We start from the raw sequence: 25,980 nt of genomic DNA on the forward strand, positions 1-25,980 counted from the left end.
CAGCGGCGCGGCCGGCCGCCGCCGGGCCGCCGCCGCCCGAGGGCGTGCGGCCGGCGCCGGACGCGCCCGCAGCGCCCGCCGGCCCGGACACTCGAATACCCGCCGGACTGGACGGACTGTGGGCCTCGTCCGCCGCGCCGGACCGGCCGGTACGCCTGCGGGTGCGCATGTCCCGGACCGATCCGATGTCGGTGCTGATGACGAGTTTCCTGCTCGCGGCGGGACTGGTGGTGTGCGCGGCCGTCACCCTGCCGCCGCTGTGGATCGTGCTCACCCTGCTGGACCAGGACGTGCTGCTGCCGCCGCTGTGGCAGCTGGGCCTCGCGATCGTCGGCGTCGTCCTGTTCACCGTGTTCGCGACGGTGTGCGCCCTGTGCTTCAACCTGTCCGCCCGCTGCGTCGGCGGCATCGACCTCGCCCTGGCCGAAGCCCTCCCGGACACCAGACTGCCGGACCGGCACCCGGACCCGGACACCGATCATGCCCCCGATCCCGATCCCGATCCCGATCCTGACCCGGAGCCGGGACCGGAACAGGACCCGGGCCCCGAACCGGCGACGGCGGCCGCACCGTCCGGCCCCTAGACCCGAGACCCGATCGAATCCTGGACCCTGGACCCGCCCCCGAACCGTCCCCTAGACCACGCCCCGCCGCCCGTCGTCGGCGCCGGAGTCGCCGCGCTCGCCGGGCGGCGTGTCCCACTGGTCGCCGGCCGTCGCGCCGGCCAGGCCCACGCTGCCCGCCCCGACGAGCGCCACGCCGATCGCCTCGGGCAGCACCCGCACCCCGAGCCCGATGTACTCCTGGAACAGCACCCAGCCCAGCGCCACGCTGGTCAGGGCGTCCCCCAGGGTGAGCGCGGGCTGCGAGGCGGTCAGGCTCCCGGCGCGGAACGCGCTCTGCAGCAGCAGGAAGCTCAGCGTCCCGACGGCCAGCGCGACGTACGGCGGCCACTGCGTGAGCAGGACGCCCACTCCCTGCCCGAGCCGCCCCATGACCTCCTTGATCAGCGCCGCCGTCGCCGCGAACGACACCGCCGACGCCAGGCCGAGCAACCCCGCCCGGGGCGGGCCCGTGACCAGGCGGGAGGCGGCCAGCACCACGACCACCACGCCCAGTACCGCCACGCCCACCGGCAGCCAGCTCCCCGGCTCGGCCGTGGGCCGGCCCTCGGAGGGCGAGGCGGCGCCCAGGAACAGCGCGAGGCCGACCGCGAGCGCGGCGAACGCCAGCCAGGTCCGCGGGTCCGGCCGGCGGTGGAAGACGACGCTGCCGACGGCCAGGGTGAACAGCAGCTCGCTGGCCAGCAGCGGCTGCACCAGGGAGAGGCTGCCCACGGCCAGTGCCGCCGCCTGGAACACCGTGGACAGCGCCAGCAGGCCCGCGCCGGCCAGCCAGTACGGGCGGCGCAGCACCCGTACGAGCCAGCGCAGCGCCTGCCGGGCCCCGGTGCCGGCGTCGGACTCGTCGGTCGCGGCCCGCCGCTGGAGCACGGAGGCGGAGGCGTTCGACAGCGCCGCGAGCAGCGCGAGCACGATGGTCAGGGCGCTCACCGGCGGCCGCCCGGGAGTGCCCGGACGGCGGCCCGGTGCCGGGCTCGGAAGGCGGCGTCGAACACGGTGGCTGACCTCGGCTGCGACGGTGAACGCCCGGGGGCGGCCGGGGAGCGGCCGCTCCGGCGTTCGGGCGGGCTGGGCGGTCACGGAGTATCCCGCCGCGAGCGCCGCCAAACGCCTCCCGGCCGCCGTACCCCCGCCCGCCGTACGCTCTGCCCCCGTGTCAGCGCAGCCGGGGCAGCCAGTGGTGCTCGCAGAACCAGCGGCCGAACATCGCACCGCCGTAGACCACGAAGCCGACGCCGGTGAGCCAGGACTCCACGACGAGGACGATGCCGACCGTGCCGTAGCTGACCGCGTTGTCGACGATGAGCGGGGTGAAGACCAGGTTGGAGAAGACGCGCAGCCCGCCGAGGCCCACCATGGTCGCGATCGCGCCCGGCAGCAGCCGCCGCCAGGGAACCTGGCCGCCCAGCAGGAAGCGCTGGCCCCACCAGAAGAACAGCGCGCCGGTGCTGGTGGACACCGCCACCCGTTCCAGGCCCTCGAACTCCTGCCGGTTCAGCACCTCCTGGTACAGGTAGGCGGTCATGACGGCCAGCCAGGTCAGCTGCCGCCACACCCGGTGCCAGGGGCCGGGCGGCAGGCCCCAGATCCGCTCGTAGCCGTTCTGCACGCTGCCGGCGAAGGACACCCCGAACACGGCGAGCAGGACACCGCCCCAGACGCTGGTGGTGCTGATCACCTTCACCGGGGGACTGATGATGTCGGTGAGTACCCGCGCGGACCGGCCGGACAGCCCCATGCCGTCGACCAGCCAGTACGCGAACCCGCCCTCGCCCAGCGGATCGGCGGCCGCCACCACGATCAGCAGGGGCGCCAGGGTGACCAGGGAGAGGGTGGCGAAGCCCATCGCCCGGTGCATCAGCTCCAGGTCCCGGCCCCGCCGGACCAGGGCGAACGCGCCGAGCCGGTCCTCCAGGGCGAGCACCGCGTGCCGGACCCGCGGGAAGTGGCGGCGCACGCCGTTCGCGCGGGTGGCCGGCGGCCGGCTGCCGTCGTCGGGCTCCCGCCCGCCGCTCTCACCGCTCATCCCGCCGCTCCTCGGGCCGTCCGGCCGGTCCACCCGCCTATCCGGGTCCGGCCGGCTGCTCCGGGACCACCTGCGGGGACCGGGGGTGCTCGGTGGCCGCGCCGGAGGCCAGCGCGGAGGTGAGGGCGAGCAGGACGAAGACGATGGCGGCGAGGAGGTAGACCCGGCGCCGTGGCCCGGTCTTCTGCGGTCGCGGGGCGGTGATCTGCTCGAACGTCTCCAGCTTCTCGGCCAGGAGGGGGTCCTGCGTCACCAACTGCTTCTCGATCTGCGCGAGTTCGCGTTCGTAGTTCACGAGGGCTCCTTCGGATCCCGAGGGCTCCTGCGGATCCGGCGACCGGGCGGGTACGGCGGCGCCGCCACGGCGGGCCGTGCCGGACCGAGGCCCGGCGCACACCCGGTGGAAACCGCCGCCCGGCCGGGGCCGATGCGGTCCGTAGCACCGCAGTACCCCCGACGGCGCCGGCCGACGCGGAAATTCCGGCACCGGCCATCACGGTCCACGGACCCGTGGCACCGCGTCCCGCCCTCGCCGCTCCGCGTCCCGCCCTCGCCGCTCACCCCCGCCCGCGCCGGGCGGCCCGGTCGCGCAGGCGGTCCAGCGGGCCCCACACCTGGGCGGTGAGCCGCACCAGCGGGGCCGCGTCGGGGGCGGCGGGGCGGGGCCGGGTCGGTGCGCTCGCCTCGGCCGCCCGGACCTTGTCCCCGAGGTCGCGCAGGACCTCCCGCGGGCACCCGGCCTCCAGCCGCGGGAACAGCGTCTGCTCCTGCTCCACGAGCTGTCGCGTCACCCGGTCGACCACCGCCACCAGCAGCTCCGTGAACTCCTCGTCCGCCGGCTCGGCCGCCGCCAGCGCCGCGAGCAGTTCCCCGACCTCGCGGTGGGCGCGCAGCTCGCGCTCCACCCGGACGTCGCCGTCCGGCACATGGCGGCGCACCGCCGGATACAGGTGCGCCTTCTCCGCCACCGCGTGCCGCACCAGCGCGCCGGTCACCCGCTCCACCAGGGCCGCGCGTTCGGCGCCGTCCGGGCGCGCGGCACGGATCTGGTCGAACAGCGACCGGATCCGGTCGTGGTCCTGCGTCAACCGCCCCACGACACCGCTTCGACCGTCCACACCAGGTCCTCACCGTCGCTGTGGCAATGGGGGTGCCCCCGGCACGCCTGCGCCGTGCGCGCGGGCCGCTCACCCAAGATTGCAGCACCTGGCCGACCGGCACACCCGGCGGGCGCCGGAGACGACACCTGAGGAGCGTGATGCGGGCGTGCTGACGCGGCGCCGCAAGGCGAGAGTCCAGGCCAGAGCCCGGCAGGCCGCCTTCCAGGCCTACGTCGCCGCCGACCGGCGGGCGCCCGTCTCGGAGCTGGCCGGGCAGCTGCTGCGCAAGGCGTTCCCCGACCACTGGTCCTTCCTGCTGGGCGAGATCGCCCTGTACAGCTTCGCCGTGCTGGTGCTCACCGGCTCCTTCCTGACGCTCTTCTTCGACCCGAGCCCGGCCGAGGCGCCGTACCGCGGCTCGTACGGCCCGCTGCGCGGTCTGCTGGTCTCCCAGGCCTACGACTCCACCCTGTACCTCAGCTTCGACGTGCGCGGCGGGCTGCTGATGCGTCAGATGCACCACTGGGCCGCACTGGTGTTCGTGGCGGCCATCGGTGTGCACATGCTGCGGGTGTTCTTCACGGGCGCCTTCCGCCGGCCGCGCGAGATCAACTGGTCCGTGGGCGTCACCCTCTTCCTGCTGGCGCTGCTGGAGGGTTTCTGCGGCTACTCCCTGCCCGACGACCTGCTCTCCGGCACCGGTCTGCGCACCGCCAACTCCATCGTGCAGTCCATCCCGGTGGTCGGCACGTATCTCGCCTACTTCGCCTGGGGCGGCGCCTTCCCGGGCCACCGGATCATCGGCCGGCTCTACATCGTGCACGTGCTGTTCGTGCCCGGGCTGCTCATCGCGCTGATCGCCGTGCACCTGATCATGGTGGTGTACCTGAAACACACCCAGTGGGCGCGGCCGGGCCGGACCAACCGCAACGTGGTGGGGCCGCCCATGTTCCCGGCGTTCGCCGCCAAGTCGACCGGGCTGTCGCTGATGGTGTTCGGCGTCCTCGCCGTGCTGGGCGCCCTCGCGCAGATCAACCCCATCTGGGCGTTCGGCCCGTACGTCCCCGACCAGGTGTCCACGGACGCCCAACCGGACTGGTACGTCGGGTTCCTGGAGGGCGCGCTGCGCCTGACGCCGGGCATCGAGTGGAACGTCGCCGGACACACCTTCATGTGGAACGTGCTGCTCCCGGCCGTGGTCCTGCCGACGCTGCTGTTCCTGGTCCTGTACGCCTACCCCTCCTTCGAGCGGTGGATCACTGGAGACCTCGTCGAACACCATCTGTGCGACCGGCCCCGCGACCGCCCGGTGCGCACCGGACTCGGCGTCGCCGCCCTGGTCTGGTACGCCGTCCTGCTGGCGGCGGGCGGCAACGACGTCAGCGCCTACCTCTTCCGCACCTCCGTCAACGGCCTGACCTGGATCTTCCGGGTGCTGTTCTTTCTCGGCCCGGTCCTGGCCTTCCTGATCGTCAAGCGGGTGTGCCTGGCGCTGCAACTGCACGAGCGGCGGCTGCTCGAAGAGGGCGAGGAGACCGGCGAGGTGTACCAGGACCTGCCCGGCGGCATGTCCGAGAGCCACCGGGACGTGGATCCACGCCGGCGCTACCGCTTCCTGGTCAGGGACGTCCCGCTGCCGCTGGAACACCCGGGCCCTGGGGCGCCGTTGCGGCACCGGCTGCGGGCCGCGCTGAGCCGCTGGTACTACGGCGAGCGCGTCGAGGCGCCCGCCACGGCGGAGGAGCGGCTGCAGATCGGCGGCCGCAGGGCCGACCCGGTGTCGGGCGGCAGGAACTCCGCGCGGCGGTGAGCGGACGCCGCTGTGCCGGGCCGCCGCCGCCCGAGGGCGTGCGGCCGGCCCGGCACAGCGCCGTGCCCGCGCCCGGGGCGCCGGCACGGCGGGCTCTCCCCTTGTGTCACCGGCGCGTCTTGTGGCCCTTGCGCGCCACGCCGATGGTCAGCCCCATGGCCGCCAGGCCCAGCGCGGCGGTGATCGCGCCCACCCAGCAGTTGTTCCAGATGATCCCCGCCCGCGCGCTGTGCGTGAGGGTCACCACCCAGGGCGAGATGAACAGCCACACCCCGAGCGGCACCAGCGCCCACGACAGCCGGAACATGCGTTCCGGGGCCAGTGCCAGACCCAGCCCGATCGCGGCGATGGCGAGGCCCACGATCAGGTTGTTGACCGTGATGGCCGGCTGGATCGCGAAGTGCACGACCCAGGGGGAGATCGCGGCGTACAGGCCGGTCAGCAGGATCAGACCTTCGACGGCGATCGCCGGGCCGCTCGACGCGGTGCGTTCGAGCCGCTCGCGCATCTCGGCCATCTCCGGATGCGAGTGCATCATCTCCGGGTGGGTGGTGCTGCCCACGTCACTGGAGCTGGAGCGATGTGGATACGACATTGCTGTCGTCTCCTCTCCCGAAAGGGTTCCTTTGCCTTGTGCAAGGGTTCCCCCGTCCGGGTGACTTATGCCCCTTTTATGTAGATTTCTCAGGCGTCGTCGCGTCCTGCGAACTCCAGCACCATGCCGAGCAGTCCGAGCGCCAGCACGCCGGCGCCGATCAGGAACAGCCACAGGCCGTAGACGACGCCGACGGCGCAGAGGACGACCCCGGCCGCGGTCACCACCGGGTGGCGGCTGTGCGGCGGGAAGAAGTCGAGCCGGCCGCTGCGCTCGTGGATCTCCCCGCCGTGCCGGTCCTCCGGGCGCGCGCCCTTGCGCCGGTGGTTGATCAGACAGAAGAACGCGATGACCGACGCCATGAAGCACGACACGGTCAGCGCGGCGACGCCGGCGGGCTCCCGCGCGAACCAGCCGTAGGCCACGTCGGTGAGCAGGAAGAACACGGCGACGCCGGCGAAGAGGTACCCCTCGGACTTCATTCGCTCCGCTTCCCCAGGGTGTCGGGTGTGGGCTCCACGCCGCCGTGCTCGCCCCGCGGCAGCTCCCGCAGGACCGCGGGGTGGTGCAGGTCGAAGGCGGGGGAGTCGGACCGCACCCGCGGCAGCGCGGTGAAGTTGTGCCGGGGCGGGGGACAGGACGTCGCCCACTCCAGCGACCTGCCGTACCCCCACGGGTCGTCCACCTCCACCCGGGGCCCGTGGCGGGCGGTCCTGAACAGGTTGTACAGGAACGGCAGGGTGGACAGGCCGATCAGGAACGCGCCGATGGACGAGATCATGTTGAGCGCGGTGAACCCGTCGGCCGCCAGATAGTCGGCGTAACGGCGCGGCATGCCCATCTCGCCCAGCCAGTGCTGCACCAGGAACGTGGTCTGGAAGCCGACGAACAGCGACCAGAAGTGCACCTTGCCCAGCCGCTCGTCGAGCAGCTTGCCCGTCATCTTCGGCCACCAGAAGTAGAAGCCGCCGAAGGTGGCGAAGACGATCGTCCCGAAGAGCACGTAGTGCAGGTGGGCCACGATGAAGTAGCTGTCGGTCAGGTGGAAGTCCAGCGGCGGGGAGGCGATCAGCACGCCGCTGAGCCCGCCGAGCAGGAAGGTGACCATGAAGCCCATGCACCACAGCATCGGCGTCTCGAAGGACAGACTGCCGTGCCACATGGTGCCGATCCAGTTGAAGAACTTCACCCCGGTGGGAACGGCGATCAGGAACGACATCACGGAGAAGAACGGCAGCAGGACGCCGCCGGTGGCGAACATGTGGTGCGCCCAGACCGTCGCCGACAGCATGGTGATCGCGATGGTCGCCCCCACCATGCCCGCGTAGCCGAAGATCGGTTTGCGGCTGAAGACCGGGATGATCTCCGTGACGACGCCGAAGAAGGGCAGCGCCACGATGTAGACCTCGGGATGGCCGAAGAACCAGAACAGGTGCTGCCACAGCAGCGCGCCGCCGTTGGCCGGGTCGTAGATGTGCGAGCCGAACTTGCGGTCCGCCTCCAGGGCCAGCAGCGCGGCGGTCAGCACCGGGAAGGACAGCAGCACCAGGATCGAGGTGAACAGCACGTTCCAGGTGAAGATCGGCATCCGGAACATGGTCATGCCCGGCGCGCGCAGGCACAGGATGGTGGCGATGAAGTTGACGGCGCCCAGCGTGGTGCTCAGACCCGCGACCACCAGGCCCATCGCCCACAGGTCGCCGCCGTGGCCGGGGCTGTGCTCGGCCCGGCTCAGCGGTGTGTAGGCGAACCAGCCGAACGGCGCGGCCCCCTCGTCGACCGTGAACCCGGACAGCACCGTCAGCCCGCCGAACAGGAAGAACCAGTAGGTGAGCGCGTTCAGCCGGGGGAAGGCGACGTCGGGGGCGCCGATCTGCAGCGGCATCACGGCGTTGGCGAACCCGGCGAACGTCGGCGTCGCGAACAGCAGCATCATCACCGTGCCGTGGATGGTGAACAGCTGGTTGTACTGCTCCTGGTCCATGATCTGGAGCCCCGGACGGGCCAGTTCGGCCCGCATCAGCAGCGCCATGACACCGGCCGCCAGGAAGAAGGCGAACGACGTGATCAGGTACAGATGGCCGATCTTCTTGTGGTCGGTCGTGGTCAGGTAGCCCCGGATCGTCTCCCCGGTACGGCCCCGGGGCGGCTCGGCGGTGCGCCGCGGCTCGTCCAGGCCGGGGTGTGTCTGCGACATGAGCGCACTCCTAGGGCCTCTCGTTTGGATCACGCCGGGCTCGCGGGCCCTGGCACCGCACCTCGCCGCGTTGTCGTCGGTTGCCATGGCTCCGCCATGACGCCCTCCTCCGCCTTGCGATGCACGGCACCAGACCCCGCTCCCTGATCCGGCCTGATCCAAACGAGAGGCCCTTGGCGCGTCGAGTGATGATCCGATCCCCGCTCGCGGCGCCGGCGCAAGCGGACGTTCGCCCGGCTGCGCCGCACCTTCCGTCTCACGGGTGAACCGGGCGGGGCAGCGACGGCCCGGTGGCACACCTCGTGTACGGCCCCGCGTCGTTTACGGCCCCGCGCACGGGTCACCCAAGGGGGCGTCCGAGACGGTCGCAGGCGAGGGCGAAGGAGTACGGCATGGCAGGGGCGCCCGATCGCGAGTGCCGGATCGACGCCGTCGACGTGCACGCCTTCCGGCTGCCCACCGACGGACCGGACGGCAAGGAGCAGGACGGCACCCTGGAGTGGGACTCCACCACCATGATCCTGCTGCGGGTGCACGCCGGTGGGCGGACCGGCGTCGGCTACACCTACGGGGACGTCTCCGTCGCCGCCTTCCTGTCCGGCACGATCGCCCCGCTGCTGCGGGGGCGAAGCCCCCTCTCACCGCCCGCGCTGTGGGAACTGACGGGCCGGCGGATCCGCAACGCCGGGCGCCCCGGCGTCGGGGCGATGGCGGCGTCCGCCGCGGACATCGCCCTGTGGGACCTCAAGGCCAGACTGCTGGACCTGCCGCTGGTCCACCTCCTGCCCGCCCACCACGACCGGGTCCCCGTCTACGGCAGCGGCGGCTTCACCAACTACCCCCTCGACCGCCTCACCGGCCAGCTCGCCGGGTGGACGGAACAGGGCATCGACCGGGTGAAGCTGAAGACCTCGCGCGATCCGGAGCGCGACCCCGAACGGCTGCGCGCGGTCCGCGCGGCGGTCGGCGACGCGACCGAGATCCTCACCGACGCCAACGGCGCGCTGGGCCGCAAGGAGGCGCTGTACTGGGCGCACCGGTTCCACGACGAGTGGGACGTGCGCTGGTTCGAGGAGCCGGTCAGCTCCGCGGACGTCGAGGGCCTGCGCATGCTGAGCGAGCGGGGACCGGCGCGGCTGGAGATCGCCGCGGGCGAGTACGCGTACACCACCCGCGACTTCGTGAACCTGGTCGACGGCGGCGCGGTGGACTGCCTCCAGGCGGACGTCACCCGCTGCGGCGGGATCACCGCTCTGCTGGAGGTCGCGGGCCTGGCGTCGGCCCGGCAGCTGGACCTGTCCGCGCACTGCGCGCCCGCCGTCTCCGCGCACGCCTTCTGCGCGGTGCGCCGGCTGCGGCACCTGGAGTACTTCCACGACCACGTCCGGTTCGAACACCGGGTGTTCGACGGCGTCCCGACCCCGGTCGACGGCGCCCTGCGCCCGGACACCGACCGCCCGGGCCTCGGTCTCGACGTCAAGTGGGCGGACGCCGAACCGCTTCGCGTGCACGGGGAACGGCCGCCCGCCTGACGCGGCGGCCGCGCCCGGCGGGCGGATGGGGAACTGCTCGGTCGGAGCGGGAACATCGGCGCGGCCCCGTGCCGTTGCCCGGCGCGCACGCGGCGATCGGATCCCGGCCGCGTCCGGCGCGGGTGGACGGGCCGTCGCCGGTGGGGCGGCGGCCCGCACGGGTCACCGCGGCGGCTGGTCCGGGCCCCGGTCCTGGTCGCCCAGTTGCTGCTTCATCCTGTCCTGGGCCGTGTCGACCTGGCTGCGGTACTTGCCCTGGGTGCGTTCGTCGGTGTAGTCACCGGCCTTGTCGATGCCCTTGCCCGCCTGCTCCTCGTGCCCCTTCAGCAGGCCCTTGAGCTTGTCCATCATGCTCATCGTGCACTCCTTCGCGGCGTCGTTCCCTCCCAGAATGGCCGACTGCCCCGGCACCCGCACCCGCAGGCCGCGAACCGGTCCCCGCCCGCGGCGGACGGCCGAGTTTGCCGACGGCGCGAGGGGCAAAGCGGTCCACATGACGGAATCCAACGGCAGCACCGACCAGAAGAACACCGCCGCGAAGGCCCGACGGGCCGCGGACAAGGCGACCGTGCCGGCCGCCCGGGCCGCCGACGCCGCCACCGCGAAGACGGACGAGGCGGCCTCGGCCGCCAAGGCGGGCGCGGCGAAGGCCGCCGAGGCGACGAGCAGCGTGGCGCACAGCGCCGCCAAGGGCGTGGCAGCGGGCCGCAAGGCCGTCGTCACCGCCTCCGGGCAGGTCGCGGCCACCGCCCGTACGGCCTGGACGGTGATCGCCCGGCGCAAGCTGGTCGCCGCGGGCCTCGGCGGCGGCCTGGCCGGACTCACCGCGGCCTCGTACGCGGTGGGCCGCCGGGCCGGCCGCCGGTCGCAGGGTCCGCTGACCCGGCTCACCGGCGGACGGATCTGACCCGAACGACGAGAGCGGCGGACCGCGACGGCGGGCCGCCGCTCTCGTCGTTCACCGGGGCGAGTGTCACGCTCCGAAGACACCGAAGACGAGACACCGAAGACCCCGAAGACACCGAAGACCCGGTATGTCCCACCGCGCTGTCATCACGGCCGGGACGTACCGGGTCCTCGTGGCGCCGGGGCTACTCCGCCGGCGGGGCGGGGGACAGCAGCAGCTGGGCGGTGATCTGCTTGCCGTGCGCACGGTCGGTGACCGTCAGCGCGTGACTGACCGCCCGCACGATCTCCAGGCCGTGGCCGCCCACCCGGCGGCCGTCGGGCGGCCGGGGCCGGGGCGGCCGGGGCGAGGTGTCCCACACGCTGATCTGCACCAGCCCCGCGTCGGGCCACACCTCCAAGCCCATGCCGCAGGCGCCGGGAGCGTGCCGGATGACGTTGGTGATCAGCTCACTGACCACCAGTTGCGCGTCCTGTGCCACGCGAGGGGGGACGATGATGTGGCCGGTGGCACGGACTCGGTCCAGGAAACTTCCGACTGCCGCCCGGGCTTCGGCCGCACTGATCGCTCCACTGTTCCAGTGGGCGTGCCAGCGCAGCGCGACACCCGTGTTCCTGTTCCGTTCCGGCTCATCCGACGCCTTCTGCCTAAGCGGGACGGCCATGTGGTTGCCTCAAAGTGTCACAGTGTGTTACTGCTCTTCCGTCTGTGCGGCTACCCCGCCCGGCGCGGATTAGGCCGCCCCGCTCCTGTGGCGGGCGCCCGGACCTCGGGGTCCGGGCCGCGCGAACGGCCCCGCGCCGGAGCGCGGAGCCGTTCGCAGTGAGTCGAGTACGGTGCCCGGTGCCGGGCCGGATAACGAGTGCCGTCCGATCGGTCACCAATAGTGGCGGTGGCCGGCCACCGCGTGGCCCGTGCTGCCCAGCAGCCACAGGATGGCGCCGACCACGGCGAGGATGATGCCGATGGTCCAGAGGATGGAGATGCCGGTGACGAACCCGACCACCAGCAGAATGACACCGAGGACGATCATGACCGCCTCCGTTTGGGGGGTTGGTGCTCCTTCCACTGTGCACCCAAATCGGTGACAAGGCTCCCCCCGGGGCACGCGACGATCGCTCCCGTGTTCGCCCGAGTGGCCGAACCGCCGCCGACCCGCCCGGCCGACCGGCCCGGTAGCGCCCGCCCCGGACCGGGTAGGCACTGACCGGAACGACGCCGGACCCACCGGACGCGCCGCCCGGCGAACCGGCGACCGCGCCGGACGGGCCCGGCGACCGCGCCGGGCGCGCGCCCGGCGGTCGTCTCTCACGGAGGTGCCTTCGGTGCGGACCGGACTGCTGCGCGTGATCGGGGCCGCGACGGCCGCCTACGGAGTGGCGGCCGCCTGCCGGCCGGACTGGCTGGCCCGCCCCGTGGGGATGGTCGGCGAACAGGGCGACACCCACCCCCACACCGACATGGCGCTGCGCCCGCTGGCGTGGCGCGACGCCGCCGACGGCCTGGCGATGCTCTTGGCGCCCGCGGGCCCGGCCCTGGTCACCGCCGCGGCCGTGCGCATCGCCTCCGACGTCGGCGACGCCGTACTGTTCGGCCGCACCGTCACCGGCCGGTTCCGCCGGGCCGGCGCGGTGGCCGGCGCTTTGGGCTGGGCCGCGCTGACCGCCGCGGCCCTGGCCGCCGGCCGCCGCGACCCGACGCCCTGCCCGGCCTGACGCCCCCTCACCCCCGCCCGGTGGCACGGCGCCGCCGTCCTCAGCGCACCGGGAAGCCGAAGGAGTACCCCTGCCGCTTCAGCCAGGGCAGCACCTCGCGCAGCGCGGCCACCGTCTGGGAACGGTCCCCGCCCGCGTCGTGGAACAGGACGGTCGGGCCGTTGGAGATCTCCCGCTTGACCGTGGCGACGATCGCGGCGGCGCCGGGCCGCTCGAAGTCCTTGGAGTCGACGTTCCAGCCCAGCGGCCGCATCCCGTGCGAGGCGGCCAGCGAGCGGCTGTACGGGGTGAACGCGCCGCCCGGGGCCCGGTAGTACATCGGCCGGACGCCCCCGGACGCCTTGGTGATCATGCGTTCGGCGTCGAGGATCTGCTGCGACTGGTAGGCCTCGGACTTGTGGTCCATGGCGGTGTCGTGGGTCACCGTGTGGTCGCACAGCCGGTGCCCGGCCGCCACGACCGCCTTCACCAGATCGGGGTGCGCCTCGGCCTGCGGGCCCACCATGCAGAACGTGGCCTTCACCCCGTACTCCCGCAGCACCTGGAGCACCTGCGGGGTCCAGGTGGGGTCCGGGCCGTCGTCGATGGTGATGTTGACGCCCCGCTCGCCCCGGTCCGAGGCGTGCGCGATGGTCACCGCCACCTTCGCGGCCGCGCCCCCCTGCGCGCCCGGCGCCCCGGCGGCCGACGCGGAGGGGCCCGCGGCGGCGCCCGCCCCCGCGTGGCCGCCCCCGGACGGGTCGGCCTGCGCGGTCCACACCGAGGCGGCCGTGGCCACCGCGGTCACCCCGAGCGCCGCCGCCAGCACCCGACCGTGCCAACCCCGTCCGTTATGCCGCACCATGTCCCCGCCCCGCTTCTTGCCGGTCTGTGTCCGCCGCGTGCCGTCCGAGCCCGCGCACTACAGAGGACGGCGGAACGCCCCCCGAGGATCCCGCTGTTACCGATCACTGACAATTCCGCGGACGCCCGGGGACCGAACGGCCGGCCACCGCCTGACACAGCGTCGCCTTCGGTGCCGTCGCGGCCGGTTCGCATCCGGTAGGGCGTCGCACCCGGTACGGCCGCGCCCGCGCCCCCGCCCGGGGGAGACACCGGCGTGAGTGGCCCGGCTCACATGGCGTCACGGGGGTGTCGCCGACACCATGGTCCTCGTCACCGGCAGGCCGAAGGGATCCAGGATGTTCCGCAAGGTACTGGTCGCCAACCGCGGCGAGATCGCGATTCGCGCGTTCCGCGCCGGCTACGAGCTGGGAGCGCGCACCGTCGCCGTCTTCCCCCACGAGGACCGCAACTCGCTGCACCGGCTCAAGGCCGACGAGGCCTACGAGATCGGCGAGCCCGGACACCCGGTGCGCGCCTACCTCTCGGTGGACGAGATCGTCCGCGCGGCACGCCGGGCGGGCGCGGACGCCGTCTACCCGGGCTACGGGTTCCTGTCGGAGAATCCCGAACTGGCACGCGCCTGCGCCGAGGCCGGCATCACCTTCGTCGGACCCGACGCCGGCATCCTGGAGCTGACCGGCAACAAGGCCCGCGCGGTGGCGGCGGCCCGCGCCGCCGGGGTCCCGGTGCTGGGCTCCTGCCCGCCCTCCACCGACGTCGACGAACTGGTGCGCGCCGCCGACGACATCGGCTTCCCCGTCTTCGTCAAGGCCGTCGCGGGCGGCGGCGGACGCGGCATGCGCCGGGTCGAGGACCCGGCCGCGCTGCGCGAGTCCATCGAGGCCGCCTCCCGCGAGGCGGCCTCCGCCTTCGGCGACCCGACCGTCTTCCTGGAGAAGGCCGTCGTCGAACCCCGCCACATCGAGGTGCAGATCCTCGCCGACGGCGAGGGCGAGGTCATCCACCTCTTCGAGCGCGACTGCTCGCTCCAGCGCCGCCACCAGAAGGTGATCGAGCTCGCCCCCGCCCCCGGCCTCGACCCCGGACTGCGGGACCGGATCTGCGCCGACGCGGTCCGCTTCGCCCGCGAGATCGGCTACCGCAACGCCGGCACCGTCGAGTTCCTGCTCGACCGCGACGGCAACCACGTCTTCATCGAGATGAACCCGCGCATCCAGGTCGAGCACACCGTGACCGAGGAGGTCACCGACGTCGACCTGGTCCAGGCCCAGCTGCGCATCGCGGCCGGCGAGACCCTGGCCGACCTCGGACTGTCCCAGGACACCGTGCGGCTGCGCGGCGCGGCCCTGCAGTGCCGCATCACCACCGAGGACCCGGCCAACGGATTCCGCCCCGACACCGGCCGGATCAGCGCCTACCGCTCACCGGGCGGCTCCGGCATCCGCCTGGACGGCGGAACCACCCACGCCGGCACCGAGATCAGCGCCCACTTCGACTCCATGCTGGTCAAACTCACCTGCCGCGGAAGGGACTTCAAGGCCGCCATCGGCCGCGCCCGGCGCGCGGTCGCCGAGTTCCGCATCCGCGGCGTCGCCACCAACATCCCCTTCCTCCAGGCCGTCCTGGACGACCCCGACTTCCAGGCCGGGCGGGTCACCACCTCGTTCATCGAGCAGCGCCCGCACCTGCTCACCGCCCGCACCTCCGCCGACCGCGGCACCAAGCTGCTCACCTACCTCGCCGACGTCACCGTCAACCGGCCGCACGGCGAACGCCCCGAGACCGTCGACCCGGTCACCAAGCTGCCCACGCCGCCCGCCGGCGAGGCGCCCGCCGGATCCCGGCAGCGCCTGGTCGAACTCGGCCCCGAGGGCTTCGCCCGCGCGCTGCGCGAGTCGCCCACCCTCGGCGTCACCGACACCACCTTCCGCGACGCCCACCAGTCCCTGCTGGCCACCCGGGTGCGCACCAAGGATCTCCTCGCCGTCGCCCCGGTCGTCGCCCGCACCCTGCCCGAACTGCTCTCCCTGGAGTGCTGGGGCGGCGCCACCTACGACGTCGCCCTGCGCTTCCTCGCCGAGGACCCCTGGGAGCGGCTGGCCGCGCTGCGCGAGGCGGTGCCCAACATCTGCCTCCAGATGCTGCTGCGCGGCCGCAACACCGTGGGCTACACGCCGTACCCGACGGAGGTCACCGACGCCTTCGTCCAGGAGGCCGCCGCCACCGGCATCGACGTGTTCCGCATCTTCGACGCGCTCAACGACGTCGGCCAGATGCGGCCCGCCATCGACGCCGTACGGGAGACCGGCACCGCCGTCGCCGAGGTCGCCCTGTGCTACACCGCCGACCTGTCCGACCCCGCCGAGCGCCTGTACACGCTGGACTACTACCTGCGCCTGGCCGAGCAGATCGTCGAGGCCGGCGCGCATGTGCTGGCCGTCAAGGACATGGCGGGACTGCTGCGCGCGCCCGCCGCGGCCACGCTGGTGTCGGCGCTGCGCCGCGAGTTCGACCTCCCCGTCCACCTGCACACCCACGACACCGCCGGCGGCCAGCTCGCCACCTACCTCGCCGCGGTCCGGGCCGGCGCCGACGCGGTGGACGGCGCGGTCGCCTCCATGGCCGGCACCACCTCGCAGCCGTCGCTGTCCGCGCTGGTCGCCGCCACCGACCACTCCGAACGGCCCACCGGCCTGGACCTGAGGGCGGTCGGCGACCTGGAACCGTACTGGGAGAGCGTCCGCAAGATCTACGCGCCCTTCGAGGCGGGCCTCGCCTCCCCGACCGGCCGGGTCTACCACCACGAGATCCCCGGCGGCCAGCTGTCCAACCTGCGCACCCAGGCGGTCGCGCTCGGCCTCGGCGACCGCTTCGAGGACATCGAGGCGATGTACGCCGCCGCCGACCGCATCCTGGGCCGCCTGGTCAAGGTCACCCCCTCCTCCAAGGTGGTCGGCGACCTGGCCCTGCACCTGGTGGGCGCCGGGGTCGCCCCGGAGGACTTCGAGCGCTCGCCCGACCGGTTCGACATCCCCGACTCCGTCATCGGCTTCCTCCGCGGCGAACTGGGCACCCCGCCCGGCGGCTGGCCCGAGCCGTTCCGCACCCGGGCGCTGAAGGGCCGCGCACCGGCCAAGCCCGCGCGGGAACTCACCGAGGAGGACCGCGACGGCCTGGACAAGACCCGCCGCGCCACCCTGAACCGGCTGCTCTTCCCCGGCCCCGCTCGGGAGTTCGAGACCCACCGCCAGACCTACGGCGACACCGGTGTCCTGGACAGCAAGGACTTCTTCTACGGGCTGCGGCCCGCCGAGGAGTACGCGGTCGACCTGGAGCCGGGCGTGCGGCTGCTGATCGAGGTGCAGGCCGTGGGCGAGGCCGACGAGCGCGGCCTGCGCACCGTGATGGCCACCCTCAACGGTCAGCTGCGCCCCATCCAGGTGCGCGACCGGGCGGCCGCCTCCGACGTCCCGGTGACCGAGAAGGCCGACCGGGCGAATCCCGGCCATGTGGCGGCGCCGTTCGCCGGGGTGGTGACGCTCGCGGTCGCCGAGGGCGACGAGGTGACGGCCGGGGCGAGCGTGGCCAGCATCGAGGCGATGAAGATGGAGGCCGCCATCACCGCCACCAAGGACGGCCGGGTGGGCCGGCTCGCCATCAACCGCATCCAGCAGGTGGAGGGCGGCGACCTGCTGATCGAGATCGTCTGACCGGGGCACTCCCCGTGGAGCCCGGCCCAAGGGCGCCGGTTGCCGGAGACGGCCGCCGGCGCCCTTTCGCGTGGGCGCGCCCGGGCACCGCCCTCGCTCGGGTGCCGTGCGGTCAGGCGCCGTCGGCCGGGACGTCCCGTCCGTTCAGCGCCCGGTAGGCGAACCGGGTGATCACCTCGACGGCCTCGTCCTCGGGGATGTCCGGCCACAGCTGGCCGATGCTGTCGAACATCGAGGCCAGCAGGGTGAGGGCGACCTCGGGGGAGGTCGGCAGGTCGGGGATGTGCCGCAGATGGTCGCGCAGGTCCTCGAACTGGGTCCGCCGCCAGTGCCGCAGGGTGCGGGCGAAGTTCTCGTCGACCAGCGCCGCCTGCTGGAGCGCGAGCATGGTGGCCGCGTGCTCCCGGTACACCCGCGAGTACCCGGCGACATGGTCGCGGATCGCCTGCGGATCGGTGAAGTCCGCCTTGTGCTCGGGGCGTTCCGCCTGGCGGTCGCCTGCCTCGGAGACCTCCGCGAGCAGCGCCTCCAGCAGCTCCTCCTTGCCTGTGAAGTGGGTGTAGAACGACCCCGCCGACCGGCCCGCCTCCGCCGTGATGTCGGTGATCTTGGTGTTCAGATACCCGCGCGAGGCGAACAGGCGCTTGGCCGCCGCCAGCAACGCGGCCCTGGTGTCGGCCGCCTGCGCCGCACGTTTCACGCGGACCTCCCTCGCCTTCTTGACAGCGCACGCTAGCAGGCTCCACGATGAATCTAAATTCACTGAATGGAGATTCACCATGTTGAGCGTCCTCATCGCCGGCGCCGGACCCACCGGCCTCACCCTCGCCATCGACCTGGCCCGCCGGGGCGTCCGCGTACGGATCGTGGACAAGGCGGAGAAGTTCTTCGACGGCTCGCGCGGCGATGGCATCCAGCCGCGCACCCTGGAGGTCTTCGACGACCTCGGCGTCCTGGACGCCGTCCTGAAGGAGGGCGCGCCGCCCGCCCCGATCCGCGTCCGCCTCGACGGCCGCCCGGCGGGCGAACGCCGGATGTTCGAACCCCGCGAGCCCCGCCCCGACGTCCCGTACCCGAACGCCTGGGTGCTCGGCCAGTCCCAGCTGGAGGGCATCCTGCGCGCCCGGCTCGCCGAGTTCGGCGTACGGGTCGAGCTCGGCGTCGCGCTCGTCGGACTGGAGCAGGACGACGAGCGGGTGACCGCGCTCCTGTCCACCGGCGAGAGCGCCCGCTTCGACTACCTGGCCGGCGCCGACGGCGGCGCGAGCCTGGTCCGCAAGGCGATCGGCGTGCCCTTCCCGGGCACCACGGACGAGTCCTTCCGCGTCCTGGTCGGCGACGTGCGCGCCCCGGGCCTCGATCCCGCCTTCGGCCACTGGTTCGCGGCGGCCGACGACCCCATGTCCGGCGTCGTCATGACTCCGCTGCCCGGCACCGGCATGTTCCAGTACGCCTCGGTGCTCGGCGCGGACGACGACGCCTCCCTGGCCACCATGCAGGCCGTCCTGGACCGGTTCTCGGCCGGCGTGCGGCTGACCGGCCACGGCTGGGCGACGGTGTGGCGGCCCAACGTACGGCTCGCCGAGCGCTACCGGCGGGGCAGGGTCTTCCTCGCCGGCGACGCCGCCCACGTCCACCCGCCCACCGGCGGCCAGGGCATGAACACCGGCGTCCAGGACGCCTACAACCTCGGCTGGCGGCTGGCCACCGAGACCGGCCTCGACCGCTACGAGACCGAGCGGCGCGCCGTCGCCGCCCGCGTCCTCGGCGTCAGCACCGAACTGCTCACCCGGTACGCCGAGGGCCACGAGAACGCCCACCGCCGCGGCGAGGAGGGCTTCGGCCTCGACATCACCTACCGCGCCCCCGACGCCACCGGCGCCCTCGTCACCGGCGACCGCGCCCCCGACGCCCCCCTGCGCGACGCCTCCGGCGGAGCGGTCCGCCTCTTCGACCTCTTCCGCGGGCCGCACTTCACCCGCCTGGTCTTCGGCGGCGGCACACCCGCCCCGGCCGCACCGGACACACGTGTTCCCGCGGCGGCCGGCGCCCCGCACACCTGGACCGTGCTGCGCCCCGGCGAACAGCCCCCGGCGGGACCCGCCGACGGCGCCCGCTTCGTCGTGGACGCCGACGGGCACGCGTACGCCGCCTACGCCGCCGCCCCGGGCGACGCCTTCCTGGTCCGCCCCGACGGCTACCTGGCCTGACCCCGCGCGCCCGGGCGCGCCGGGCCGCTACCGGGCGGCCGCGTCGTCCCCCCGCCCCAGCCAGCCCCGGGCGGCGGCGGCCAGCGCGGTGATGCCGGTGCTCAGGGTCGGCTCCACCACCGGGGCGAAGTGCGGGGAGTGGTTGGAGGGCTGCCGGCGCGCCACGTCGGCCAGTTCCTCGAAGGACCGGGCGGAGGCGAAGGCGACCGGGTCCGCGCCGCCCAGCAGCCAGTAGACGCAGGGCGCGCCGGCGGCCTGCGCCAGCACCCCGATGTCCTCGCTGCCGGTGGCCGGCCCCGGGTCCACCAGCCGGTGGGAGCCCAGCGCCCCGGTGAGCGCGGCGCCGGTGCGCTCGCACGCCGCCGGGTCGTTGACGAGCGCCGGGAACGACTCGGTGCGCACGATCTCCGGCTCGCGCGGCGCGCCCGAGGAGGCGGCCTCGGCCCGCACGATCCGCTCCACGGCGGCCAGCACGCCCTCCCGCACCCCGGGCTCGAAGGTGCGGATGCTCAGCAGCAGCTCGGCGCGGTCCGGGATGATGTTCGGCTTGGTCCCGGCGTGCAGCGCCCCCACGGTGACGACCGCGGTGGAGGTGCCGGCCACCTCGCGGGAGACCACGCCCTGGAGCCGCATCACCGTCGCGGCGGCCATGACCACCGGATCGACGCAGGCCTCCGGCCGGGAGCCATGGCCGCCGCGGCCGTGCAGGACCACGCGCAGCGAGTCGGAGGCGGCGAACGCCGGTCCGGGGTGCAGTCCGAGGTAGCCGGCCGGCAGCGGCGCCACGTGCTGGCCGAGGACGACCTCGGGCCGCCCGAACCGCTCGAACAGCCCGTCGTCGATCATCGCCTGGGCGCCCCGGCCCATCTCCTCGGCGGGCTGGAAGACGACCAGCAGGGTTCCCCGCCACGCGGTGCGGTCCGCCGCGAGCTCGGCCGCCGCGCCCAGCAGACACGCGACGTGCATGTCGTGGCCGCAGGCGTGCATGACGGGGACCGGGCGGCCCTCGCCGTCCGTGGTGCGCGCGGTGCTGGCGTAGGGCAGCGCGGTCTGCTCCTCCACCGGCAGCGCGTCCATGTCGGCGCGCAGCGCGATTGTGGGCCCGTCGCCGCTGCGCAGCACCCCGACGACGCCCGTGCCGCCGACCCCCTCGGTGGTCTCGTACCCGGCGGCCCGCAGCCGCTCGGCCACGATCCGCGCGGTGCGGTGCTCCGCGAAGGCCAGCTCGGGATGGGCGTGCAGATCGCGGTAGAGGTCGGCGAGGTCGCCGTGCGGGGACGCTGGGCTGGGCATCGTGCCACCTTCCGGTATTCAGGGCCGGCGGCGCCGCCGCGCGGGCGGGCCGCCCGACGCCCAACATAGCCAGTGGACGATCTTCCCGTCCGCCCCGGCTCCGGCCGTTCGCTCAGGCCCGGCGGCTCACTGCGTGCCGCCGCCCGGACCGTCAGCCGGTGCGCCGCGCCTGCGGCCCGCCAGCACGGCGTACACGACGACGCCGGCGAACAGGAACAGCACGCCCTGGTACACGGCCGCGTACCCGGCGCCCGCCACGAGCCACAGCGAGAAGCCCGCCGCGACCGAGGCGACCACCAGGTCGCGCACCAGCCGCGCCGGGTTCACCAGCTCGCGCCGCCCCGACACCAGGTGTGTGAGCTGCGCGGCCGAGGCCAGCAGATACGGCACGGTCGCCGTGAACGTCGTCACCAGCACCAGGACCTGGAAGACCTTGGCCGAGCCCGACGTGTAGTTGTAGACGGTGAGCAGCGAGGCCAGGACGACGGTCACGCCCACGCCGACGGTCGGCACGCCCCGGCGCCGGCGCGCGAACGCGGCCGGGAACAGCCCGTCCCGGGCCGCGGCGTAGGGGGTCTGGGCGCTCAGCAGCGTCCAGCCGTTGAGGCAGCCGGTCATCGAGACCAGCGCGGCCGCCGCGACGGCCCAGCCGCCCCAGCCGCCGCCGAACATGGCGTTCACGGCGTCCGAGAAGGGCGCGGCGGACGTCACCAGCCGGTCGTGGGGGACCGTGCCGAAGACGGAGAGGGTGCCCAGCAGATACACCAGCGCCGCGCCCGCGGTGCCGATCACGGTGGCGCGCCCCACGTTGCGCCGGGGGTTCTTGACCTCGCCCGCGCTCACGGCGGCCGACTCCACCCCGAGGTAGGAGAACAGCAGCAGCGCCGCGGAGGCGGAGACGGCGCCGATCGGACTCTGGCCACTGGCGTTGAACGGGCCGAGGTTGCGCGGGTCGAAGAAGAACAGCCCGCCCACCGCGACGAGCAGCAGCGGCAGGAACTTCAGCACCGTGGAGACCAGCTGCACGGCGCCCACGTAGCGGGTCCCGGCGAAGTTGGCGAGCGCGGGCAGCCACTGGATGACCAGCGCCGCCAGACACGCCGTCCAGCGGTGGCCGCCGACCGGGATCAGCACGTCGAGGTAGCCGACGGCGGCGACGGCGAGGGCGGCGTTCGACACCCAGGTGGTGATCCAGTACGCCCAGGCCGCGAGGAAGCCGGCGAAGTCGCCGAACGCCTCGCGGGCGTAGACGTAGGGGCCGCCGGTGCGCGGGTCGCGCTGGGCGAGCCGGCCGAAGACCAGGGCGAGTGCGATGGCCCCGGCGGTCAGGACGCCGAAGGCGACCAGGCTGACGGTGCCGTACGGGGCGACGGAGGCGGGCAGCAGGAAGATGCCGCCGCCGATGATGTTGCCCATGACCAGGGCGGTGGCGACGGGCAGCCCGAAACGGCGGGCGTGCCGGCCGGAGGTGTCCTGGACGGGATCGCCAGGGGCGGGGGCCGCGGAGCCGTCCCGCGGGGCCGGAGCCGGCTGTGCGGCGGTCCCGTTGACGTGCATGGAGTGGTGCGCCTCCCATCGAACTGGTGTCCAGGATCGCCGGACGGACTCCATGGTCCGGCATGTGCCGAGGTAGTGCCAAATCAGACATTTTTGTCCCGTATGGCCGAGCGCCGCACCGCAAGAAGTGCGCCACCAGGGCCCGGGGGCCGGGAATCCTGCGGACGGGGGAGCCCGCGGCACGGCGCCGGAGAACGGGTCGGGGGTACCGGCGTCCGGGCGTGATCGAGGGCGCCGGGCGTGGCGGGGGCGTCTTCGGCGGGGGGAGCGCGGGCGTGATGATCTAGCGTGGGCGACATGCCCGAGTTGTCGCACGGAGAACACGGCCGGCCGCCCACCCCGGCCCAGCGCTGGGCCGCCTTCCGCGCCTCGCCCTTCCTGCCCGCGACCGTGCTGACGCTGATCCTGGCCGCCGCCGCCGGGCTCTTCGCCGGCTCCTACACCTACGCCATGGCCAACCCCACCCCGCACACCATCCCCACCGCGGTCGTCGGCGCCTACGACCAGCCGCAGGGGCGGCGCTTCGTCGCCGGCATGGAGAAGGCGCTGGCCGCCTCCCTGCAACTGCACGCCTACGACGACCGGGCCGCGGCCGAGACGGACGTGGACGACCAGCGGGTGTTCGCCGTGCTGGAGATCCCCGCGGCGGGCGACGCCTTCGTGCTCGACGTCTCCAGCGCCTCGGGGGCGACGGTCGCCCAGGTGCTGGTGGAGGCGGCACAGCAGGTCGGCAAGGCGTCCGGCGCGCCCGTCACAGTGCGCGACCTCAAGCCGCTGCAGAAGGGCGACCCGCGCGGGCTGGCGATCTTCTACATCTCGCTCGCGGCCGTGATCATCGGCTTCGTGGGCGCCATCCAGCTCAGCGTGCACGCCCGCGCGCTCAACCCGTTCGAACGCATCCTCTTCACGGTGGCCTACGCCCTGCTCGGCGGGTTCGTGATCGCGGCGGTGGTGGACTGGCTGCTGGGCGCGGTCCACCTGCCGTTCGTCGAGTCGTGGATGATCCTCGCGCTGACGATGTTCGCCTCCGGCATGGTCTTCACCATGTTCAACACCCTCTTCGGCCGCTGGGCCATGCTGCCGACCTGGGGGCTGATGGTCCTGCTCGGCAACCCGTCCTCGGGCGGCGCGGTCTCCTGGCCGCTGCTGCCCTCCGTGCTCGGCGTCATCGGCCAGTGGCTGCCGCCGGGAGCCTCGGTGAACGCGCAGCACACGGCCGTCTACTTCGCCGGCCACCAGCACGCCTTCCCCTTCCTGGTGCTGGCCGCCTGGGCCGTCGTCTCCTGCGCGGTGTTCTGGTTCTGGCGCCACCGTCACCCCGGCGGCCGGGCCGCCGCCCCCGCCCACGCCGCCGCCTGAGCGACGCCTTACCCGAGAGGTCATCGACCCCGGCCCACGGCGTCTGCCAGGCTCGTCGTCGTACGAAGCCGACCGTACGAGCCGACCGACCGGAGGACGCCATGACCGCCTACGCCATCGCCCACCTGCGCGAGGCCGCCCCGCACCCGGAGATCGCCGAGTACATGGAGCGCATCAGCGGCACCTTCGAGCCCTACGGCGGCCGGTTCCTGGTGCACGCCGCGCAGCACGAGGTGAAGGAGGGCGCCTGGCCCGGCCACGTCGTCATGATCTCCTTCCCCGCGATGACCGAGGCGCGCGCCTGGTGGGACTCGCCCGCCTACCGGGAGATCGCCCCCCTGCGCGCCCGCCACATCGAGGGCGACATCATCCTGGTCCCGGGCGTCCCGGAGAACTACGACCCGACCGGAACGGCCGGCGCGATCCGCGAGGCGCTGCCGACCGGGTGACCGCCGCCCGGGCGTACGCCCCTCACCGGCCCGCTCCCCGCCGCCCGGCGGCGAGCGGGCCGCCGTCGAGGACGGACACCAGCGGACCGTCCGCCGTCCGGCCCCGCCCCCACCCCCCGGCCACCGTCCCGCACAGGTCCGCGGCCCATGCCGCGCCGCCCGCCGCCGACCGCTCCAGCCAGTCGCGGTACACCGGCGACTGCGCCGCCGCCTCCCGGTAGGCGTCGGCCAACTCCTCGAAGACGCCGTCCACCTCCTCCTCCGTACGGGCCGCGAGCAGCAGCCGTACCCCGATCGGGTCCCCGCGCAGCGGCCGCAGGGCGAGGTCGGCGCGCGGATGCGCGGTGGGCTGGCTGACCGTGACCACCTCACCGATCGCGGCCAGTGAGTACGCCGTGAGGTAGTCGCCGTGCAGCATGTCGGGTTCCTGCCCGGCCGCCCGCAGCACCCGGCGCAGCGCGTCCCATTCGCCGTCGACGGTGGAGTCCACCATCCACCGGTCCCCGGCGAGATCCCCGAGCGCGACCTCGCGCCGGACGGCCGCCGGATGGTCCGCGGCCAGGGTGACGAACTGCGGCTCCCGCTCCACCAGCACCCGCAGGCACAGTCCGGGCGGCACCCGCAGCGGAGTGCCCTCGACCTCGTGCACGAAGGCCGTGTCGAGCCGCCCCGACACCACCATGCGCAGCAGGGAGTTCGCCGACACGTCCATCTGGAGCGCCGGTTCGGTCCGCGGCGCCCGGGCGCGCAGCCGGCGCAGCCAGCCCGGGATGGCCCGGCTGGCGGTCGACCCGATGCGCAGCCGCTGCCCGCAGGCCGCCCGCGCGGCCGCCGCCCGGGTCTCGGTGACGAGCGCGGCCAGTTCGGCGACCAGCGGCCGGGCCCGGCCGAGCACCTCGTGCCCCAGCGGCGTGGCCCGGCACCCGGTGCGCGCCCGGACGAAGAGCTGCCCGCCCAGCGCCTGCTCGATCCGCCGCAACTGGGTGCTCAACGAGGGCTGCGCCATGCCGAGTTCACGCGCCGCCCGGTGCAGACTGCCGGTGTCCGCGATGGCGCAGAGGACGCGCAGATGTCTGACCTCGAGCTCCATGGGCGCAGCGTAGGGCGGCTCCGGGACCGCCCGCCAGATGTTCAAATCCCAATGGAAATGGACGAGTCGGCCCCCCGATAGCCCCGCGCTATCCCCACTTGCCATCATCCGCGACGGCGCCGCTCGGCCCGAGACTCCTGCACAACCGATCGTTCACACCCCACAGGGAACGAGTAGGAGCCCCCACGTGATGTCACAGCGCACGCACAGCAACTCCCCGAAGTCCGGCCGCAGACTGGTGGCCCTCGCGCTCGGCCTCGGCCTGGCCTCGGCCGCGCTCGGCACGGCGGTCCCCGCCGCCGCGCAGCCCGCCGCCCCGGCCACGACCGCCGTCGCCGGCTACGCCCACTACGCGGGCTCGGCCCAGGAGAGCGCCGCCAACAAGGCGTTCTTCGACGCCGTGCTCCAGTCGGTCGCCAAGCGGCAGGCCGCCCAGCCGGACCTCCAGTCGGTGACCGTCTACTACAGCACCGCCCAGGCGCCGAGCTTCCGCTCGCAGATATCGAGCGCCGCCTCGATCTGGAACAGCTCGGTGTCGAACGTCAAGCTCCAGGCCACCTCGGGCAGCGCCGACTTCGCCTACTACGAGGGCAACGACTCGCGCGGCTCCTACGCCTCCACCAACGGCCACGGCAGCGGCTACATCTTCCTGGACTACGCGCAGAACCGGCAGTACGACTCGATCCGCGTCACCGCGCACGAGACCGGACATGTGCTGGGTCTGCCGGACCACTACAGCGGCCCGTGCAGCGAGCTGATGTCGGGCGGCGGCCCCGGCACGTCCTGCACCAACCGCTACCCGAACGCCGCCGAGCGGTCCCGGGTCAACCAGCTGTGGGCCAACGGCCTGGCCCAGGCGGTCGCCAAGCTCGCCGCGACGCGCTGACCCGACGCCGGCAGCGGGGGCGCGGTCCGGGGCTCGCACCCCGGTCCGCGCCCCCGCACCCGGTCCGCGCCCCCG

General features: G+C 73.8%; 25 protein-coding genes. 10 read left to right on the plus strand and 15 right to left on the minus strand.

Going from position 1 to position 25,980, the window contains the following annotated elements; translation table 11 throughout:
• Positions 1-584, plus strand: a 584-nt coding sequence (locus ABEB07_RS13230) for a DUF3566 domain-containing protein (protein ID WP_345668501.1), incomplete at its 5' end; no start/stop codon positions are given.
• 51 nt (positions 585-635) lie between these two features.
• On the opposite strand, the gene ABEB07_RS13235 is transcribed toward ABEB07_RS13230, so the two are convergent.
• The 4 genes from ABEB07_RS13235 to ABEB07_RS13250 all read right to left on the minus strand — a co-directional run bounded on the left by ABEB07_RS13235 (position 636) and on the right by ABEB07_RS13250 (position 3,746).
• Entirely contained in the window at positions 636-1,553 is a 918-nt protein-coding gene (locus tag ABEB07_RS13235; protein ID WP_345668502.1) for a DMT family transporter, read from the minus strand.
• Between the two features lie 226 nt (positions 1,554-1,779).
• On the minus strand, positions 1,780-2,649 hold the full coding sequence (locus tag ABEB07_RS13240) for a ribonuclease BN (RefSeq protein ID WP_345668503.1): 870 nt from the start codon (positions 2,647-2,649) through the stop codon (positions 1,780-1,782).
• 37 nt (positions 2,650-2,686) lie between these two features.
• Entirely contained in the window at positions 2,687-2,944 is a 258-nt protein-coding gene (locus ABEB07_RS13245) for a DUF3040 domain-containing protein (protein WP_176151613.1), read from the minus strand.
• Positions 2,945-3,206: 262 nt separating this feature from the next.
• Positions 3,207-3,746: a hemerythrin domain-containing protein gene (locus ABEB07_RS13250; protein ID WP_345668554.1), complete on the minus strand. Its 540-nt coding sequence runs from the start codon at positions 3,744-3,746 to the stop codon at positions 3,207-3,209.
• Positions 3,747-3,915: 169 nt separating this feature from the next.
• On the opposite strand from ABEB07_RS13250, the gene qcrB reads away from it, so the two are divergent.
• On the plus strand, positions 3,916-5,559 hold the full coding sequence (qcrB, locus tag ABEB07_RS13255; protein WP_345668504.1) for a cytochrome bc1 complex cytochrome b subunit: 1,644 nt from the start codon (positions 3,916-3,918) through the stop codon (positions 5,557-5,559).
• 106 nt (positions 5,560-5,665) lie between these two features.
• On the opposite strand, the gene ABEB07_RS13260 is transcribed toward qcrB, so the two are convergent.
• The 3 genes from ABEB07_RS13260 to ctaD all read right to left on the minus strand — a co-directional run bounded on the left by ABEB07_RS13260 (position 5,666) and on the right by ctaD (position 8,351).
• Positions 5,666-6,154 (minus strand): SPW repeat protein, encoded by a 489-nt coding sequence (locus ABEB07_RS13260; protein ID WP_345668505.1) that lies wholly within the window; start codon positions 6,152-6,154, stop codon positions 5,666-5,668.
• An 89-nt stretch (positions 6,155-6,243) separates the two neighbouring features.
• Complete coding sequence (gene ctaF, locus ABEB07_RS13265; protein WP_176151617.1) at positions 6,244-6,636, minus strand: aa3-type cytochrome oxidase subunit IV; 393 nt, start codon at positions 6,634-6,636, stop codon at positions 6,244-6,246.
• Complete coding sequence (gene ctaD, locus ABEB07_RS13270; protein ID WP_345668506.1) at positions 6,633-8,351, minus strand: aa3-type cytochrome oxidase subunit I; 1,719 nt, start codon at positions 8,349-8,351, stop codon at positions 6,633-6,635. Before ctaD ends, ctaF begins: the two co-directional genes overlap by 4 nt.
• Before the next feature lie 392 nt (positions 8,352-8,743).
• Here ctaD and ABEB07_RS13275 point away from each other — a divergent pair, with 392 nt between their 5' ends.
• Entirely contained in the window at positions 8,744-9,883 is a 1,140-nt protein-coding gene (locus ABEB07_RS13275) for an enolase C-terminal domain-like protein (RefSeq protein WP_345668507.1), read from the plus strand.
• A gap of 162 nt (positions 9,884-10,045) precedes the next feature.
• Here the strand turns inward: ABEB07_RS13275 and ABEB07_RS13280 are convergent, their stop codons facing one another.
• Positions 10,046-10,240: an antitoxin gene (locus ABEB07_RS13280; protein ID WP_164586406.1), complete on the minus strand. Its 195-nt coding sequence runs from the start codon at positions 10,238-10,240 to the stop codon at positions 10,046-10,048.
• Positions 10,241-10,376: 136 nt separating this feature from the next.
• Between ABEB07_RS13280 and ABEB07_RS13285 the strand changes: the two genes are divergently transcribed.
• Positions 10,377-10,790, plus strand: coding sequence for a hypothetical protein (locus tag ABEB07_RS13285; RefSeq protein ID WP_176151620.1), 414 nt, complete (start codon positions 10,377-10,379; stop codon positions 10,788-10,790).
• 184 nt (positions 10,791-10,974) lie between these two features.
• Here ABEB07_RS13285 and ABEB07_RS39185 read toward each other — a convergent pair whose 3' ends face one another.
• Together ABEB07_RS39185 and ABEB07_RS13295 are read right to left on the minus strand one after the other, a co-directional pair.
• Positions 10,975-11,271, minus strand: coding sequence for an ATP-binding protein (locus ABEB07_RS39185; protein ID WP_425588997.1), 297 nt, complete (start codon positions 11,269-11,271; stop codon positions 10,975-10,977).
• Positions 11,272-11,667: 396 nt separating this feature from the next.
• Positions 11,668-11,823 (minus strand): DUF6131 family protein, encoded by a 156-nt coding sequence (locus ABEB07_RS13295; protein ID WP_176151622.1) that lies wholly within the window; start codon positions 11,821-11,823, stop codon positions 11,668-11,670.
• A 283-nt stretch (positions 11,824-12,106) separates the two neighbouring features.
• On the opposite strand from ABEB07_RS13295, the gene ABEB07_RS13300 reads away from it, so the two are divergent.
• Positions 12,107-12,505: a hypothetical protein gene (locus tag ABEB07_RS13300; protein WP_425588998.1), complete on the plus strand. Its 399-nt coding sequence runs from the start codon at positions 12,107-12,109 to the stop codon at positions 12,503-12,505.
• Between the two features lie 40 nt (positions 12,506-12,545).
• Here ABEB07_RS13300 and ABEB07_RS13305 read toward each other — a convergent pair whose 3' ends face one another.
• Positions 12,546-13,349 (minus strand): polysaccharide deacetylase family protein, encoded by an 804-nt coding sequence (locus tag ABEB07_RS13305; protein WP_176151624.1) that lies wholly within the window; start codon positions 13,347-13,349, stop codon positions 12,546-12,548.
• Between the two features lie 337 nt (positions 13,350-13,686).
• Between ABEB07_RS13305 and ABEB07_RS13310 the strand changes: the two genes are divergently transcribed.
• Positions 13,687-17,061: a pyruvate carboxylase gene (locus ABEB07_RS13310; protein WP_176151625.1), complete on the plus strand. Its 3,375-nt coding sequence runs from the start codon at positions 13,687-13,689 to the stop codon at positions 17,059-17,061.
• Between the two features lie 112 nt (positions 17,062-17,173).
• On the opposite strand, the gene ABEB07_RS13315 is transcribed toward ABEB07_RS13310, so the two are convergent.
• Positions 17,174-17,761, minus strand: a complete 588-nt coding sequence (locus ABEB07_RS13315; RefSeq protein WP_176151626.1) for a TetR/AcrR family transcriptional regulator — start codon at positions 17,759-17,761, stop codon at positions 17,174-17,176.
• Positions 17,762-17,843: 82 nt separating this feature from the next.
• Between ABEB07_RS13315 and ABEB07_RS13320 the strand changes: the two genes are divergently transcribed.
• A complete protein-coding gene (locus ABEB07_RS13320) occupies positions 17,844-19,271 on the plus strand; it encodes an FAD-dependent monooxygenase (RefSeq protein WP_425589000.1) in 1,428 nt (475 codons plus the stop codon).
• Positions 19,272-19,298: 27 nt separating this feature from the next.
• On the opposite strand, the gene ABEB07_RS13325 is transcribed toward ABEB07_RS13320, so the two are convergent.
• Positions 19,299-20,564 (minus strand): amidohydrolase, encoded by a 1,266-nt coding sequence (locus ABEB07_RS13325; RefSeq protein ID WP_345668510.1) that lies wholly within the window; start codon positions 20,562-20,564, stop codon positions 19,299-19,301.
• A 126-nt stretch (positions 20,565-20,690) separates the two neighbouring features.
• Positions 20,691-22,121, minus strand: coding sequence for an amino acid permease (locus ABEB07_RS13330; protein WP_345668511.1), 1,431 nt, complete (start codon positions 22,119-22,121; stop codon positions 20,691-20,693).
• 297 nt (positions 22,122-22,418) lie between these two features.
• Between ABEB07_RS13330 and ABEB07_RS13335 the strand changes: the two genes are divergently transcribed.
• Both ABEB07_RS13335 and ABEB07_RS13340 read left to right on the plus strand, forming a co-directional pair.
• The gene (locus tag ABEB07_RS13335) at positions 22,419-23,480 is read left to right on the plus strand and encodes a DUF3533 domain-containing protein (RefSeq protein WP_176151629.1); all 1,062 of its coding nucleotides are present in this window, start codon (positions 22,419-22,421) and stop codon (positions 23,478-23,480) included.
• Between the two features lie 101 nt (positions 23,481-23,581).
• Positions 23,582-23,929 (plus strand): DUF1330 domain-containing protein, encoded by a 348-nt coding sequence (locus ABEB07_RS13340; protein WP_164588440.1) that lies wholly within the window; start codon positions 23,582-23,584, stop codon positions 23,927-23,929.
• Positions 23,930-23,951: 22 nt separating this feature from the next.
• Here ABEB07_RS13340 and ABEB07_RS13345 read toward each other — a convergent pair whose 3' ends face one another.
• Positions 23,952-25,019: a LysR family transcriptional regulator gene (locus ABEB07_RS13345; protein WP_345668512.1), complete on the minus strand. Its 1,068-nt coding sequence runs from the start codon at positions 25,017-25,019 to the stop codon at positions 23,952-23,954.
• A gap of 190 nt (positions 25,020-25,209) precedes the next feature.
• Here ABEB07_RS13345 and snpA point away from each other — a divergent pair, with 190 nt between their 5' ends.
• Positions 25,210-25,905: a snapalysin gene (snpA, locus tag ABEB07_RS13350; protein WP_345668513.1), complete on the plus strand. Its 696-nt coding sequence runs from the start codon at positions 25,210-25,212 to the stop codon at positions 25,903-25,905.
• Positions 25,906-25,980 lie beyond the last annotated feature (75 nt).

Origin of the sequence: Streptomyces similanensis (genome assembly GCF_039543625.1) — a bacterium.
Lineage (GTDB): Bacteria > Actinomycetota > Actinomycetes > Streptomycetales > Streptomycetaceae > Streptomyces > Streptomyces similanensis.

Excerpts from the sequence above, each read along its gene's own strand:
- ctaF (WP_176151617.1), bottom strand. The coding sequence starts at position 6,636 with ATGAAGTCCGAGGGGTACCTCTTCGCCGGCGTCGCCGTGTTCTTCCTG.
- ABEB07_RS13240 (WP_345668503.1), bottom strand. The coding sequence starts at position 2,649 with ATGAGCGGTGAGAGCGGCGGGCGGGAGCCCGACGACGGCAGCCGGCCG.
- ABEB07_RS13280 (WP_164586406.1), bottom strand. The coding sequence starts at position 10,240 with ATGAGCATGATGGACAAGCTCAAGGGCCTGCTGAAGGGGCACGAGGAG.
- ABEB07_RS13285 (WP_176151620.1), top strand. The coding sequence starts at position 10,377 with ATGACGGAATCCAACGGCAGCACCGACCAGAAGAACACCGCCGCGAAG.
- ABEB07_RS13330 (WP_345668511.1), bottom strand. The coding sequence starts at position 22,121 with ATGCACGTCAACGGGACCGCCGCACAGCCGGCTCCGGCCCCGCGGGAC.
- ABEB07_RS13295 (WP_176151622.1), bottom strand. The coding sequence starts at position 11,823 with ATGATCGTCCTCGGTGTCATTCTGCTGGTGGTCGGGTTCGTCACCGGC.
- snpA (WP_345668513.1), top strand. The coding sequence starts at position 25,210 with ATGTCACAGCGCACGCACAGCAACTCCCCGAAGTCCGGCCGCAGACTG.
- ABEB07_RS13305 (WP_176151624.1), bottom strand. The coding sequence starts at position 13,349 with ATGGTGCGGCATAACGGACGGGGTTGGCACGGTCGGGTGCTGGCGGCG.
- ABEB07_RS13325 (WP_345668510.1), bottom strand. The coding sequence starts at position 20,564 with ATGCCCAGCCCAGCGTCCCCGCACGGCGACCTCGCCGACCTCTACCGC.
- ABEB07_RS13310 (WP_176151625.1), top strand. The coding sequence starts at position 13,687 with ATGTTCCGCAAGGTACTGGTCGCCAACCGCGGCGAGATCGCGATTCGC.
- ABEB07_RS13345 (WP_345668512.1), bottom strand. The coding sequence starts at position 25,019 with ATGGAGCTCGAGGTCAGACATCTGCGCGTCCTCTGCGCCATCGCGGAC.
- ABEB07_RS13340 (WP_164588440.1), top strand. The coding sequence starts at position 23,582 with ATGACCGCCTACGCCATCGCCCACCTGCGCGAGGCCGCCCCGCACCCG.
- ABEB07_RS13275 (WP_345668507.1), top strand. The coding sequence starts at position 8,744 with ATGGCAGGGGCGCCCGATCGCGAGTGCCGGATCGACGCCGTCGACGTG.
- ctaD (WP_345668506.1), bottom strand. The coding sequence starts at position 8,351 with ATGTCGCAGACACACCCCGGCCTGGACGAGCCGCGGCGCACCGCCGAG.
- ABEB07_RS13260 (WP_345668505.1), bottom strand. The coding sequence starts at position 6,154 with ATGTCGTATCCACATCGCTCCAGCTCCAGTGACGTGGGCAGCACCACC.
- ABEB07_RS13335 (WP_176151629.1), top strand. The coding sequence starts at position 22,419 with ATGCCCGAGTTGTCGCACGGAGAACACGGCCGGCCGCCCACCCCGGCC.